At 58.0% G+C, this 13228-nt stretch carries 15 protein-coding genes; 11 read left to right on the top strand and 4 right to left on the bottom strand.

All coding sequences use genetic code 11. The features are described 5' to 3' along the window. Window positions 1-4: 4 nt before the first annotated feature. Complete coding sequence (cyaY, locus tag C6A40_RS20890) at window positions 5-325, bottom strand: iron donor protein CyaY (RefSeq protein ID WP_008501546.1); 321 nt, start codon at window positions 323-325, stop codon at window positions 5-7. Window positions 326-460: 135 nt separating this feature from the next. On the opposite strand from cyaY, the gene lptM reads away from it, so the two are divergent. The 8 genes from lptM (at window position 461) to corA (ending at window position 7420) form a co-directional block, all read left to right on the top strand. Continuing rightward, the gene (lptM, locus tag C6A40_RS20885) at window positions 461-664 is read left to right on the top strand and encodes an LPS translocon maturation chaperone LptM (protein ID WP_021242847.1); all 204 of its coding nucleotides are present in this window, start codon (window positions 461-463) and stop codon (window positions 662-664) included. A 35-nt stretch (window positions 665-699) separates the two neighbouring features. Then, window positions 700-1524, top strand: coding sequence for a diaminopimelate epimerase (gene dapF, locus C6A40_RS20880; protein WP_008501545.1), 825 nt, complete (start codon window positions 700-702; stop codon window positions 1522-1524). After that, window positions 1521-2228, top strand: coding sequence for a DUF484 domain-containing protein (locus C6A40_RS20875; protein ID WP_008501544.1), 708 nt, complete (start codon window positions 1521-1523; stop codon window positions 2226-2228). The genes dapF and C6A40_RS20875 overlap by 4 nt, the downstream gene beginning before the upstream one ends. Beyond that, complete coding sequence (gene xerC, locus C6A40_RS20870; RefSeq protein WP_045336948.1) at window positions 2225-3127, top strand: tyrosine recombinase XerC; 903 nt, start codon at window positions 2225-2227, stop codon at window positions 3125-3127. Before C6A40_RS20875 ends, xerC begins: the two co-directional genes overlap by 4 nt. Continuing rightward, a complete protein-coding gene (gene yigB / locus C6A40_RS20865) occupies window positions 3127-3843 on the top strand; it encodes a 5-amino-6-(5-phospho-D-ribitylamino)uracil phosphatase YigB (RefSeq protein ID WP_023293565.1) in 717 nt (238 codons plus the stop codon). Before xerC ends, yigB begins: the two co-directional genes overlap by 1 nt. 107 nt (window positions 3844-3950) lie before the next feature. Next, window positions 3951-6113 carry a DNA helicase II gene (uvrD, locus tag C6A40_RS20860; RefSeq protein WP_114191389.1) on the top strand — a complete coding sequence of 721 codons (2163 nt, stop codon included), beginning with the start codon at window positions 3951-3953 and terminating at the stop codon, window positions 6111-6113. 149 nt (window positions 6114-6262) lie between these two features. Beyond that, entirely contained in the window at window positions 6263-6319 is a 57-nt protein-coding gene (ysgD, locus tag C6A40_RS25330; RefSeq protein WP_212743980.1) for a YsgD/CorL family protein, read from the top strand. A 150-nt stretch (window positions 6320-6469) separates the two neighbouring features. Continuing rightward, window positions 6470-7420: a magnesium/cobalt transporter CorA gene (gene corA, locus C6A40_RS20850; RefSeq protein WP_008501540.1), complete on the top strand. Its 951-nt coding sequence runs from the start codon at window positions 6470-6472 to the stop codon at window positions 7418-7420. An 83-nt stretch (window positions 7421-7503) separates the two neighbouring features. Here the strand turns inward: corA and rarD are convergent, their stop codons facing one another. Further along, a complete protein-coding gene (gene rarD / locus C6A40_RS20845) occupies window positions 7504-8400 on the bottom strand; it encodes an EamA family transporter RarD (RefSeq protein ID WP_008501539.1) in 897 nt (298 codons plus the stop codon). Between the two features lie 51 nt (window positions 8401-8451). Beyond that, on the bottom strand, window positions 8452-8919 hold the full coding sequence (yigI, locus tag C6A40_RS20840; protein ID WP_008501538.1) for an acyl-CoA thioesterase YigI: 468 nt from the start codon (window positions 8917-8919) through the stop codon (window positions 8452-8454). Window positions 8920-9082: 163 nt separating this feature from the next. On the opposite strand from yigI, the gene pldA reads away from it, so the two are divergent. From pldA to rhtC, 3 genes are all read left to right on the top strand, one after another. Further along, complete coding sequence (gene pldA / locus C6A40_RS20835; protein ID WP_008501537.1) at window positions 9083-9952, top strand: phospholipase A; 870 nt, start codon at window positions 9083-9085, stop codon at window positions 9950-9952. A 90-nt stretch (window positions 9953-10042) separates the two neighbouring features. Next, window positions 10043-11872 (top strand): ATP-dependent DNA helicase RecQ, encoded by a 1830-nt coding sequence (recQ, locus tag C6A40_RS20830; RefSeq protein ID WP_021242852.1) that lies wholly within the window; start codon window positions 10043-10045, stop codon window positions 11870-11872. A 61-nt stretch (window positions 11873-11933) separates the two neighbouring features. After that, complete coding sequence (gene rhtC / locus C6A40_RS20825) at window positions 11934-12554, top strand: threonine export protein RhtC (protein WP_010426287.1); 621 nt, start codon at window positions 11934-11936, stop codon at window positions 12552-12554. Here rhtC and rhtB read toward each other — a convergent pair. Continuing rightward, window positions 12551-13171 (bottom strand): homoserine/homoserine lactone efflux protein, encoded by a 621-nt coding sequence (gene rhtB, locus C6A40_RS20820; RefSeq protein WP_008501533.1) that lies wholly within the window; start codon window positions 13169-13171, stop codon window positions 12551-12553. The two genes, rhtC and rhtB, sit on opposite strands and share 4 nt — an antisense overlap. Window positions 13172-13228: the final 57 nt, after the last annotated feature.

Here is a 13228-nt window from a genome sequence, read left to right as displayed (position 1 = left end):
AAAACTACCTGAAACGCACTTCCTCACCCGCCTGCGCGGTCGCGGCCTGTTCCAGCAGATCCCAGAACGGTACACCGCTACGGTCGCACACCCACTCATCACCCTTCAGATCGAAGTGATAGCCGCCCTGTTTGGCCGCCAGCCACACCTGGTGAAGCGGCTCCTGACGGTTAATAATAATTTTGCTGCCATTTTCGAAGCTCAGGGTCAGAATACCGCCGTTGATTTCACAATCGATATCGCTGTCGCCGTCCCAGTCGTCAAGACGCTCTTCGATGGTCATCCACAGGTTGTCGGCAAGGCGATGGAATTCACTGTCGTTCATGGTTTTGTTCCTGTTTTTCGTGATGCCGGCAGTATAACCCTAAATAATTCCCGTTGCAGGAAAGCGGCAAACTCTTGCTTTTGTGTCTTCTCCTGCGATGATAGAAACAGATTTGAACTTACGGGCAACTTTATAATGAAAAACGCTTTCCGAACGCTTGCCGTTCTCATCACGCTGTTTAGCCTGACTGGCTGCGGACTGAAGGGACCACTGTACTTTCCGCCTGCGGATAAAACCGCACCACCGCCGACGAAACCGGTTAACAGCGGCATTGAGTCTTCCACGCCAGATACTAACGACCGTGGCGACAACGGCGGCCCGACTCAGGTTAATCTCTGACGACAACGTTCTGTACCCGCGCAATGGAGCAAATGATGCAGTTCTCTAAAATGCATGGCCTTGGCAACGATTTTATGGTCGTCGACGCGGTAACGCAGAATGTGTTTTTCTCACCGGAACTGATCCGTCGTCTGGCGGATCGGCATCTGGGCGTGGGGTTCGATCAGCTGCTGGTGGTTGAGCCGCCGTACGATCCCGACCTCGATTTCCACTACCGTATTTTTAACGCGGACGGCAGCGAAGTGAACCAGTGCGGCAACGGCGCGCGCTGTTTTGCCCGCTTTGTCCGCCTGAAAGGGCTGACTAACAAGCGTGATATTCGCGTCAGTACAGCCAATGGTCGCATGGTGCTCAGCGTCACCGATGATGAGCTGGTGCGCGTGAACATGGGCGAGCCTAACTTCGAGCCTTCCGTCGTGCCGTTTCGCGCAAACAAAGCGGAAAAGACCTATATTATGCGGGCGGCCGAGCAGACAGTATTGTGCGGCGTCGTCTCTATGGGTAACCCACACTGCGTGATCCAGGTTGATGATGTGGAAACCGCGGCGGTCGAAACGCTCGGCCCGGTGCTGGAAAGCCACGAACGTTTCCCGGAGCGCGCGAACATCGGTTTTATGCAGGTGGTGAAGCGCGAGCACATTCGTCTGCGGGTTTACGAGCGCGGTGCGGGCGAGACGCAGGCCTGCGGAAGCGGAGCCTGTGCGGCAGTGGCCGTGGGCATCTCCCAGGGGTTACTGGCTGAAGAGGTTCGCGTGGAATTACCGGGCGGTCGGCTTGATATCGCCTGGAAAGGACCGGGTCATCCACTGTATATGACGGGCCCGGCGGCACATGTCTATGACGGGTTTATCCATCTATGAAACAACCAGGGGAAGAACTGCAGGAAACAGTGACGGAACTGGACGACAGAGCTGTTGTTGATTATCTGCTGCGCAATCCTGAGTTTTTTATTCGCAATGCACGCGTCGTCGAAGAGATGCGCGTGCCGCATCCGGTTCGCGGAACCGTGTCGCTGGTGGAATGGCACATGGCGCGCGCGCGCAACCACATCAGCCAGCTTGAAGAGAACATGACGCTGCTGATGGAGCAGGCCAGCACCAATGAAAGCCTGTTCTATCGTCTGCTGCATCTGCAGGCGCGTCTGGCGTCGGCGCACAGTCTTGACGAGTTCCTCAGCCGCTTCCACCGCTGGGCCCGCGAGCTGGGGCTGGCGGGTGCAACGATTCGTCTTTTCCCTGACCGCTGGCGCATCGGCGCACCGTCGGGATTTACCCATCTGGCACTGAGCCGTCAGGCGTTTGAACCGCTGCGCATTCAGCGTCTGGGCCATGAGCACCACTATCTGGGGCCGCTTAACGGACCTGAGCTGCTGGTGGTGTTACCGGAGGCCAAAGCGATTGGCTCGGTGGCGATGTCGCTGATGGGGCGCGATGGCGATCTGGGCGTCATCTTATTTACCAGCCGCGACGCGCATCACTATGAGCAGGGGCAAGCCACGCACCTGCTGCAGGAGATCGCCCTGATGCTGCCTGAGCTGCTGGAGCGCTGGATTGAGCGCGTATGACGGACGGACTGCTCGCCACTGACGTCTCGCGCTTTCTGCGCTATCTCGGCGTGGAACGCCAGCTTAGCCCCATTACGCTGCTTAACTATCAGCGTCAGTTTGATGCCATCATGCAGATCGCCGACGAGATCGGCCTGAAAAGCTGGCAACAATGTGATGCTGCGACGGTACGCGCGTTCGTCGTGCGTAGCCGCAAAAAAAACCTCAGCCCGGCAAGCCTGGCGCTCAGGCTCTCTGCGCTGCGCAGCTTCTTCGACTGGCTGGTCAGCCAGGGCGGCATAAAAGCCAACCCGGCAAAAGGGATCGCCACGCCGAAAGCGCCGCGCCATCTGCCTAAAAATATTGACGTTGACGACGTAAACCGCCTGCTGGATATCGATCTGAACGATCCGCTGGCCGTCCGCGATCGCGCGATGCTGGAGGTGATGTACGGTGCCGGGCTGCGTCTGTCTGAACTCGTCAACCTCGACCTGAAGCATCTCGATCTGGAATCGGGCGAAGTGTGGGTAATGGGGAAGGGCAGCAAAGAGCGCCGCCTGCCGATTGGCCGCAATGCTGTCTCCTGGATTGAGCACTGGCTTGACCTGCGCGGGCTGTTTGGCACCGACGAAGATGCGCTGTTCCTGTCGAAACTCGGCAAGCGGATCTCGGCGCGTAACGTGCAGAAGCGCTTTGCGGAGTGGGGCATTAAGCAGGGGCTAAACAGCCACGTGCATCCGCACAAGCTGCGCCACTCCTTTGCAACACACATGCTTGAGTCAAGCGGCGATCTGCGCGGCGTGCAGGAACTGCTTGGCCACGCGAACCTGTCGACCACACAAATTTATACCCACTTAGACTTCCAACACCTTGCCTCGGTGTATGACGCGGCGCATCCACGCGCCAAACGGGGGAAATAATGCGTTTTTACCGCCCACTCGGTCAGATCTCAGCCCTGACGTTTGACCTTGATGACACTCTTTATGACAACCGCGAGGTGATCCTGCGTACCGAGCAGGAGTCGCTGGCGTTTGTGCAGAACTATCATCCCGCGCTGAAGACGATGCAGAACAAGGACTTCCAGAAGCTGCGTCAGTCCCTGCGGGAGACCGAGCCGGACATTTACCACGACGTGACCGAATGGCGTCGTCGCGCGGTTGAGCAGGCGATGCTCAACGTGGGTTTGAGCGCGCAGGATGCCGCCATTGGGGCAGAAGCGGCCATGGAAAACTTCGCCAAATGGCGCAGCCGTATCGACGTGCCGCAGGAAACCCACGACACGCTGGCGACGCTTGCCGAAAAGTGGCCGCTGGTGGCCATCACCAACGGCAATGCCCAGCCGGAGCTGTTCGGCCTCAGCGATTACTTTGAATTCGTGCTGCGTGCGGGTCCTCACGGGCGCGCGAAGCCGTTCAGCGACATGTACCATCTGGCGGCGGATAAGCTTAACCTGCCGCTGGGTAAGATCCTGCACGTGGGGGATGACCTGACCACAGACGTGGCGGGCGCCATCCGCTGCGGCATGCAGGCCTGCTGGATCAAGCCGGAAAATGCTGACCTGATGATCGCCTCCGATAGCCGTCTTCTGCCGCACGTGGAAATTTCGCGGTTGGCATCCCTCACGACGCTGATATAATCACCAGTAATATTGTATAAATTACCAGGGTTTTGCTGTTGTAGGCCCGGTAAGCGAAGCGCCACCGGGCGTTTTGCTCTGTTCCTGAATACTATGTGACGGTGCCAATGGACGTTTCTTACCTGCTCGACAGCCTTAATGACAAACAGCGTGACGCGGTTGCCGCCTCGCGCACCAACCTGCTGGTGCTGGCTGGAGCGGGCAGTGGTAAGACGCGCGTGCTGGTTCACCATATCGCCTGGCTGCAGAGCGTGGAAAACTGCTCGCCGTACTCCATCATGGCGGTCACGTTCACCAACAAGGCGGCGGCGGAGATGCGCCACCGCATCGCGCAGCTGATGGGCACCAGCCAGGGCGGCATGTGGGTTGGCACCTTCCACGGTCTGGCGCACCGCCTGCTGCGTGCGCACCACATGGACGCCAACCTGCCGCAGGATTTCCAGATCCTCGACAGCGAAGACCAGCTCCGTCTGCTGAAGCGCCTGATCAAGGCGATGAACCTCGACGAGAAGCAGTGGCCGCCGCGTCAGGCGATGTGGTACATCAACGGTCAGAAAGACGAGGGGCTGCGCCCGCACCATATTCAGAGCTTCGGCAACCCGGTCGAGCAGACCTGGCAGAACGTCTACAAGGCCTATCAGGAAGCGTGCGATCGCGCCGGTCTGGTGGATTTTGCCGAGCTGCTGCTGCGCGCTCACGAGCTGTGGCTCAACAAGCCGCACATCCTGCAGCACTACCGTGAACGCTTCACCAACATTCTGGTGGACGAATTCCAGGATACCAACAACATCCAGTATGCATGGATCCGCCTGCTGGCCGGTGATACCGGCAAGGTGATGATCGTGGGCGATGATGACCAGTCGATCTACGGCTGGCGCGGGGCGCAGGTGGAGAACATCCAGCGCTTCCTCAACGATTTCCCCGGCGCGCAAACCATCCGTCTGGAGCAGAACTACCGCTCAACCAGCAACATTCTGAGCGCGGCCAACGCCCTGATTGAGAATAACAACGGGCGTCTGGGTAAAAAGCTGTGGACCGACGGCGTCGACGGCGAACCGATTTCGATTTACTGCGCCTTCAACGAGCTCGACGAAGCGCGCTTCGTGGTCAACCGCATCAAAACCTGGCAGGACAACGGCGGCGCGCTGGAGCAGTGCGCCATTCTCTATCGCAGCAACGCCCAGTCGCGCGTGCTGGAAGAGGCGCTGCTGCAGGTGGGGATGCCGTACCGCATTTACGGCGGTATGCGCTTCTTCGAACGTCAGGAAATCAAAGATGCGCTCTCGTATCTGCGTCTGATTGCCAACCGTAACGACGACGCGGCGTTTGAACGCGTGGTCAACACGCCGACCCGCGGGATTGGCGACCGTACGCTGGACGTGGTGCGTCAGGCCTCGCGCGACCGTCAGCTGACGCTGTGGCAGGCGTGCCGCGAGCTGCTGCAGGAAAAGGCCCTTGCCGGACGCGCGGCCAGCGCCCTGCAGCGCTTCCTTGAGCTGATTGACGCCCTGGCGCAGGAAACCGCCGACATGCCGATGCACGTGCAGACCGACCGGGTGATTAAAGACTCCGGCCTGCGCACCATGTACGAGCAGGAAAAAGGCGAGAAGGGCCAGACCCGTATTGAGAACTTAGAGGAACTGGTCACGGCAACGCGCCAGTTCAGCTACAACGAAGAAGACGAAGACCTGATGCCGCTGCAGGCGTTCCTCTCCCACGCCGCGCTGGAAGCGGGGGAAGGGCAGGCGGACACCTGGCAGGATGCGGTTCAGCTTATGACCCTGCACTCCGCCAAAGGTCTGGAGTTCCCGCAGGTATTCATCGTTGGCATGGAAGAGGGGATGTTCCCGAGCCAGATGTCGCTGGATGAAGGCGGACGTCTGGAAGAGGAACGCCGTCTGGCCTACGTGGGCGTGACGCGAGCGATGCAGAAGCTGACGCTGACCTACGCTGAAACCCGACGTCTCTATGGTAAAGAGGTCTACCACCGTCCGTCGCGCTTTATCGGTGAACTGCCGGAAGAGTGTGTCGAAGAGGTACGTCTGCGGGCGAGCATCAGCCGTCCGGTCAGCCATCAGCGCATGGGCTCGCCGATAGCGGAAACCGACACCGGCTACAAGCTGGGCCAGCGCGTGCGCCATTCGAAGTTTGGCGAAGGCACCATTGTGAATCTGGAAGGCAGCGGCGAGCACAGCCGCCTGCAGGTGGCGTTCCAGGGGCAGGGGATCAAATGGCTGGTGGCCGCCTACGCGAAGCTGGAAACAGTCTAACGTTCAGAAAAATATCATTATTTTGTAATAATCTGCTAGCCTTATACGTTGAAGGTCAATTAATGCCCTTCAGCGTTTCGTTGCGTGTTGACGCCACAGTTATAGCTGGCGTAACATGCGCGCACGATTACGCTAAGAGGACATTCGCCTTGGACACACCCAGTAGATACTGGCTCAATTCCCTGTCATCCAGGAACAACTCCTAAGGCTATCTCCTCTTGCTGATGGCCTTAGTGGTTGTCAGCGACTACATTACTCCCGTCGCGCTGAGTCAGGCTGTTTAATGGTCTGAAACCCAATTTGTTTCTGTGTGCCCACCGAACTGTCCGATATTTTTTGCATTGGGAGTCCCGGTCATGTTGAGCGCATTTCAACTCGAAAATAACCGACTGACTCGGCTTGAAGCCGAAGAGTCACAGCCCCTCATTGATGCCGTATGGGTGGATCTGGTCGAGCCGGACGACGATGAGCGCCTTCGCGTACAATCTGAGCTGGGGCAAAGCCTGGCAACGCGCCCGGAACTGGAAGACATCGAAGCATCCGCCCGTTTTTTTGAAGACGAAGACGGCCTGCACATTCACTCCTTCTTCTTCTTCGAAGATGCCGAAGACCACGCGGGCAACTCCACTGTGGCATTTACCATTCGCGACGGCCGCCTGTTTACCCTGCGCGAGCGTGAGCTACCGGCATTCCGCCTCTACCGCATGCGCGCCCGCAGCCAGGCGATGGTGGACGGCAACGCCTATGAGCTGCTGCTCGATCTGTTCGAGACCAAAATTGAACAGCTGGCGGATGAAATTGAAAACATCTACAGCGATCTGGAAAAGCTGAGCCGCGTGATCATGGAAGGCCATCAGGGCGATGAGTACGACGAAGCGCTCTCAACGCTGGCGGAGCTGGAAGATATCGGCTGGAAGGTGCGCTTGTGTCTGATGGATACCCAGCGCGCGCTGAACTTCCTGGTGCGCAAGGCGCGTCTGCCGGGCGGTCAGCTGGAGCAGGCGCGTGAGATCCTGCGCGATATCGAATCCCTGCTGCCGCACAACGAATCCCTGTTCCAGAAGGTCAACTTCCTGATGCAGGCGGCGATGGGCTTTATCAACATCGAGCAGAACCGCATCATCAAGATCTTCTCGGTGGTGTCCGTGGTGTTCCTGCCGCCGACGCTGGTGGCGTCCAGCTACGGGATGAACTTCGAGTTTATGCCGGAGCTGAAGTGGAGCTTTGGCTACCCGGGGGCGATTATCTTTATGATCCTCGCGGGCCTGGCGCCGTATCTGTACTTTAAGCGTCGTAACTGGCTTTGAGAATCCGCCCGGTGGCGCTACGCTTACCGGGCCTGCAGATCTTGTAGGCCGGATAAGGCGCAGCCGCCATCCGGCAAAAAGGCCTACAGCCCTTTGCGCCCCCTGCGCTGGGTATAAATCGCATCCGCAACAAAGATCGCCAATGCCACCCAGATAAAGGCGAACGTCACCATCTTATCCGCACCCGGCACTTCGCCGTAAAACACCACTGCCAGCAGGAACATCAGCGTCGGGCCAATGTACTGGAAGAAGCCCAGCGTGGAGAGACGCAGGCGCGTCGCTGCACCGGTGAAGCACAGCAGTGGAATGGTAGTTACCACGCCCGCCGCCATCAGCATCAGGTTCAGCGACCACGGATTGCTGCCCATGTGGCTGGTTGGGCTGTCGGCGATGCCGAAGAGATAAATCGCCGCCACCGGCAGCAGCCACAGGGTTTCAAACAGCATCCCCGTCTGCGCTTCCACCGCAATCTTCTTACGCACCAGGCCGTAGAAGGCAAAGCTGAACGCCAGACCAAGGGCGATAATTGGCAGCGAGCCGAACGTCCACAGCTGCACCAGCACGCCGCAGAAGGCCAGAATCACCGCCACCCACTGCATCCGGCGGAAGCGCTCACCGAGGAAAATCATCCCCAGCACGATGTTCACCAGCGGGTTAATGAAGTACCCCAGGCTCGCTTCAAGCATGTGATGGTTATTCACTGCCCAGATAAACAGCAGCCAGTTACCGCCAATCAGCACGGCAGAGAGCGCCAGCAGGAAGATCTTCTTCGGGGTTTGCAGCAGCGTTTTGACGCCCGACCACTGACGGCTGAGGCTCATCAGCGCAATCATAAAGAAGAACGACCATATGACGCGGTGAGTGAGGATCTCATCAGCCGGAACGTAGGCGATTAGCTTGAAGTACGCCGGGGCGATACCCCAAATAAAATAAGCGGCAAGGGCGAGTAAAACGCCCTGCCGCGTCTGTTTAGCATCCATCGGGAAAATCCGTTACAAAAAAGTGAATCAATTTTACCCGATTTTGCCGCCTCAACCCACCATATAAGTGGCGGTTGCGCTGGCGATATAAACCTGTTCTTCGTTGTGTAATTCCACGCGCGCCACGGCAACTTTATTCCCGGCGCGCAGCAGGCTGCTGGTACAGGTGAAGCGGTTTCCGCGCCCCGGGCGAAGATAGTCGACACGCAAATCAATGGTTCCCATGCGCGCCAGACGCTGGCGAAGTTCGTCTTCGTTGATGGTGTCATGGCGCGTCAGCGTACTGCCCACGCAGACCAGTCCTGCCGCCACGTCCAGCGCGGAGGCAATCACGCCGCCGTGTAAAATACTTTGCGCCCAGTTCCCGACCATCATCGGCTGGTTATTGAAACTCAGCTGGGCAAAGTCTTTCTCGTAACGCTCCAGCTCCAGTCCCAGCGCGCGGTTAAACGGCATATGGTAAACAAATATCTCGCCCACGAGTTTTAACACTTCTTCGGCGGTAAGCATGGCTGACATGAGGCATCACATCCTTATTGTTAACGAAATGTTGATTTTATGCCTCAGCAACAAGGAATGCTACTTTCAGAAACGAGGATGCAGCAGTTGTCTCAGAAGTCTGTAGAATGTTCGCCACATAACTATTCAGGTAATTTTACTCTTTTGCAGGAGAACACCACCGATGCGGACGTATCTGGCCTGGTTACTGGCGGCGATTTCGCTGCCCCTCACAGCCTATGCGCAGGAAGCGACAATTAAAGAGGTGCATGATAAGCCTGCCGTGCACGGTAGCATTATCGCGAACCTTCTTCAGGAGCATGACAATCCGTTCACGCTCTATCCGTACGACACCAACTACGTGATTTACACCCAGACCAGCGACCTCAACAAAGAGGCGATAAGCTCCTATAACTGGTCTGATAATGCGCGTAAAGATGAGGTGAAGTTCCAGCTCAGCCTCGCGTTCCCGTTCTGGCGCGGCATTCTGGGGCCGAACTCGGTGCTCGGTGCGTCTTACACGCAGAAGTCCTGGTGGCAGCTCTCTAACAGCGGGGAATCCTCGCCGTTCCGCGAAACCAACTACGAGCCGCAGCTGTTCCTCGGGTTCGCAACGGATTATGAATTCGCCGGCTGGACGCTGCGTGACGTCGAAGTGGGCTTTAACCATGATTCTAACGGCCGTTCCGATCCGACTTCCCGTAGCTGGAACCGCGCCTATACGCGCCTGATGGCGCAGAACGGTAACTGGATGGTGGAGGTGAAGCCGTGGTATGTGGTCGGCAGCACTGATGACAACCCGGACATCACCAAATACATGGGCTACTACCAGCTCAAAGTCGGCTATCAGCTGGGCGATGCCGTACTGAGCGCGAAGGGGCAGTATAACTGGAATACCGGTTACGGCGGCGCGGAAGTGGGCTTAAGCTATCCTATGACGAAGCACGTTCGCATCTATACGCAGGTCTACAGCGGTTACGGCGAGTCGCTTATCGATTACAACTTCAACCAGACCCGCGTCGGCGTGGGCGTGATGCTGAACGATATTCTCTAGGTTGCTCGAATGTTTTTGCGTTAAACGTTGAAGTTTCTCTCTCAGGCGCTGAAAATAGCGCCTGTTTTATTTTTCGCATATGGGGTTAATGTGGCGCAGGCGGAAGTATTGAATCAGGAGTCGCTGGCTAAACAGGTTTTGCATGAAACCTTTGGCTACCAGCAGTTCCGCCCTGGCCAGGAAACCATCATTGAAACGGTGCTGCAAGGCCGTGACTGTCTGGTGGTGATGCCGACCGGCGGCGGTAAGTCCCTCTGTTATCAGGTGCCCGCGCTGGTGCTTAACGGCCTGACGGTCGTGGTATCCCCGCTCATTTCGCTAATGAAAGACCAGGTTGACCAGCTGCTCGCCAACGGCGTCGCGGCGGCCTGTCTGAACTCGACGCAAACCCGGGAGCAGCAGCAAGAGGTGATGGCCGGGTGCCGCACCGGGCAGATCCGCCTGCTGTATATCGCGCCGGAACGCCTGATGCTGGATAACTTCCTCGACCATCTCGCGCACTGGAATCCGGTTCTGCTGGCGGTGGATGAAGCGCACTGTATCTCCCAGTGGGGACACGATTTCCGCCCGGAATACGCCGCCCTCGGCCAGCTGCGTCAGCGCTTCCCCGAGCTGCCGTTTATGGCGCTTACCGCCACGGCGGATGACACCACGCGCCTGGATATCGTTCGCCTGCTGGGGCTGAACGACCCGTATATTCAGGTCAGCAGCTTCGACCGTCCGAACATCCGCTACATGCTGATGGAAAAATTCAAGCCGCTGGATCAGCTCCTGCGCTACGTCCAGGAGCAGCGCGGCAAGTCCGGCATCATCTACTGCAATAGCCGCGCAAAGGTGGAAGACACCGCTGCGCGTCTGCAAAATCGCGGCTTTAGCGCGGCGGCATACCATGCCGGGTTAGAGAACCACATCCGCGCCGACGTGCAGGAAAAATTCCAGCGCGACGACCTGCAAATCGTCGTCGCGACGGTGGCGTTCGGGATGGGGATCAACAAGCCCAACGTGCGCTTTGTGGTGCACTTCGACATTCCGCGCAATATCGAATCCTACTATCAGGAAACCGGTCGCGCCGGGCGTGACGGTCTGCCTGCAGAAGCGATGCTGTTTTACGATCCGGCCGATATGGCGTGGCTGCGTCGCTGTCTGGAAGAGAAGCCGCAGGGCCAACTGCAGGATATCGAGCGCCACAAGCTCAACGCGATGGGCGCGTTTGCCGAAGCGCAAACCTGCCGTCGTCTGGTGCTGCTCAACTACTTTGGTGAAGGGCGGCAGGAGCCGTGCGGTAACTGCGATATCTGCCTGGATCCCCCAAAACAGTACGATGGCCTGATGGACGCGCGTAAGGCGCTCTCGACCATTTACCGCGTGAACCAGCGCTTCGGGATGGGCTACGTGGTGGAAGTGCTGCGCGGTGCCAACAACCAGCGTATCCGCGACATGGGCCACGACAAGCTGCCTGTCTACGGTATTGGCAAGGACCAGAGCCACGAGCACTGGGTCAGCATTATTCGCCAACTGATTCACCTCGGCTTTGCCACGCAGAACATTGCTCAGCACTCCGCGCTACAGCTGACCGAAGCGGCGCGTCCGGTGCTGCGCGGTGATGTTGAACTCAAGCTCGCCGTGCCGCGCGTGGTCGCCCTCAAGCCGCGCGTGATGCAGAAATCCTACGGCGGCAACTACGACCGCAAGCTGTTCGCCAAACTGCGCAAGCTGCGTAAGGCCATTGCCGACGAAGAAAACATCCCGCCGTACGTGGTATTCAACGACGCGACGCTGATCGAGATGGCCGAGCAGATGCCGCTTAGCGCCAGCGAAATGCTCAGCGTCAACGGCGTCGGCACGCGCAAGCTGGAGCGCTTCGGTAAAGAGTTTATGGCGCTCATCCGTTCCCACGTTGATGGTGATGATGAGGAGTAGTCAGCCGGGCGAAAAAGTGCCAGGATGATGACTCACTGAATTATTTCCCCGCGAGCTAATTATGTTAATGCTATTTCTCACCGTGGCGTTAGTGCACATCGTTGCGCTGATGAGCCCGGGACCTGACTTTTTCTTCGTGTCGCAAACGGCCGTCAGCCGCTCCCGCAAGGAGGCGATGATGGGTGTGCTCGGTATCACCATGGGCGTTATGGTCTGGGCGGCGGTTGCGCTGCTCGGTCTGAACCTGATCCTGGCGAAGATGGCCTGGCTGCATAACATCATTATGGTCGGCGGCGGGCTGTACCTGTGCTGGATGGGCTACCAGATGCTGCGCGGGGCGCTGAAAAAAGAAGAGAAAAAACCGGAAGAGCCAAAGGTCGAGCTGGCAACGGGCGGCCGCAGCTTTGTAAAAGGGCTGCTGACCAACCTGGCGAACCCGAAAGCGATTATCTATTTCGGCTCCGTGTTCTCGCTGTTTGTGGGTGATAGCGTCGGTGCGGGCGCACGCTGGGGCATCTTCCTGCTGATCGTCGTTGAAACCTTTGCCTGGTTTACCATCGTGGCCAGTCTGTTCGCCTTACCGGCGATGCGCCGCGGCTACCAGCGTATTGCGAAGTGGATCGACGGCTTCGCCGGCGCGCTGTTCGCCGGCTTCGGCATTCATCTCATCATTTCTCGCTAAGCATGACGCGCTGACGCAAGCAGCGCGCCAACCAGCATAAACAGCGAACCAAAGACTTTATTCAGGGCCTTCATCTGCTTAGGCCCTTTAATCCACGCCGCAATCCGCTGCGCCAGCGTCGCGTAACCAATCATGACGATAATATCGACGATAATGGTGGTCGCGCCCAGCACTACGTACTGCATCACCTGCGGCTGATGCGGCACGATAAACTGCGGGAACAGCGCGGCGAGGAAAACGATGCTCTTCGGGTTGGTCAGGTTGACGAAAACCGCACGCTTAAACAGATGACCGCGGTTTTGCGTCTGAGCGAGCGTATTCAGGTTGATGGAGCCTGCCGCGCGCCACTGTTGGATACCGAGCCAAATCAGATACGCCGCCCCGGCCCATTTCAGCACTTCAAAGGCCAGCACGGAGCGGGAGAACAGGGTCCCCAGACCAATCCCGACCAGCACAATATGAATGCCCAGCCCGGTCTGCAAACCGGCAATCGACGCCGCCGCACCGCGATAGCCGTGGTTGATGGAGGTGGTCATGGTGTTAATGGCGCCAGAGCCGGGTGAAAGGCTGAGGATTATGGATGTCAGCAGATAGGCGAACCACCACTCGAAGGTCATTTGAAACTCCCGAACCGTCTATTTTTATGCCACAATACGCTATTGTTGAGTCATTTT

This window comes from Enterobacter sp. GER_MD16_1505_Eko_090 (assembly GCF_003331015.1).
In the GTDB taxonomy this organism is placed as follows: Bacteria; Pseudomonadota; Gammaproteobacteria; order Enterobacterales; family Enterobacteriaceae; genus Enterobacter; species Enterobacter roggenkampii.
This window is presented reverse-complemented; position numbering and strand designations above follow the sequence as displayed.

What these genes read in the sequence shown, in the direction of transcription:
- cyaY (WP_008501546.1), bottom strand. Translation starts at nt 325, where the DNA reads ATGAACGACAGTGAATTCCATCGCCTTGCCGACAACCTGTGGATGACC.
- lptM (WP_021242847.1), top strand. Translation starts at nt 461, where the DNA reads ATGAAAAACGCTTTCCGAACGCTTGCCGTTCTCATCACGCTGTTTAGC.
- dapF (WP_008501545.1), top strand. Translation starts at nt 700, where the DNA reads ATGCAGTTCTCTAAAATGCATGGCCTTGGCAACGATTTTATGGTCGTC.
- C6A40_RS20875 (WP_008501544.1), top strand. Translation starts at nt 1,521, where the DNA reads ATGAAACAACCAGGGGAAGAACTGCAGGAAACAGTGACGGAACTGGAC.
- xerC (WP_045336948.1), top strand. Translation starts at nt 2,225, where the DNA reads ATGACGGACGGACTGCTCGCCACTGACGTCTCGCGCTTTCTGCGCTAT.
- yigB (WP_023293565.1), top strand. Translation starts at nt 3,127, where the DNA reads ATGCGTTTTTACCGCCCACTCGGTCAGATCTCAGCCCTGACGTTTGAC.
- uvrD (WP_114191389.1), top strand. Translation starts at nt 3,951, where the DNA reads ATGGACGTTTCTTACCTGCTCGACAGCCTTAATGACAAACAGCGTGAC.
- corA (WP_008501540.1), top strand. Translation starts at nt 6,470, where the DNA reads ATGTTGAGCGCATTTCAACTCGAAAATAACCGACTGACTCGGCTTGAA.
- rarD (WP_008501539.1), bottom strand. Translation starts at nt 8,400, where the DNA reads ATGGATGCTAAACAGACGCGGCAGGGCGTTTTACTCGCCCTTGCCGCT.
- yigI (WP_008501538.1), bottom strand. Translation starts at nt 8,919, where the DNA reads ATGTCAGCCATGCTTACCGCCGAAGAAGTGTTAAAACTCGTGGGCGAG.
- pldA (WP_008501537.1), top strand. Translation starts at nt 9,083, where the DNA reads ATGCGGACGTATCTGGCCTGGTTACTGGCGGCGATTTCGCTGCCCCTC.
- rhtC (WP_010426287.1), top strand. Translation starts at nt 11,934, where the DNA reads ATGTTAATGCTATTTCTCACCGTGGCGTTAGTGCACATCGTTGCGCTG.
- rhtB (WP_008501533.1), bottom strand. Translation starts at nt 13,171, where the DNA reads ATGACCTTCGAGTGGTGGTTCGCCTATCTGCTGACATCCATAATCCTC.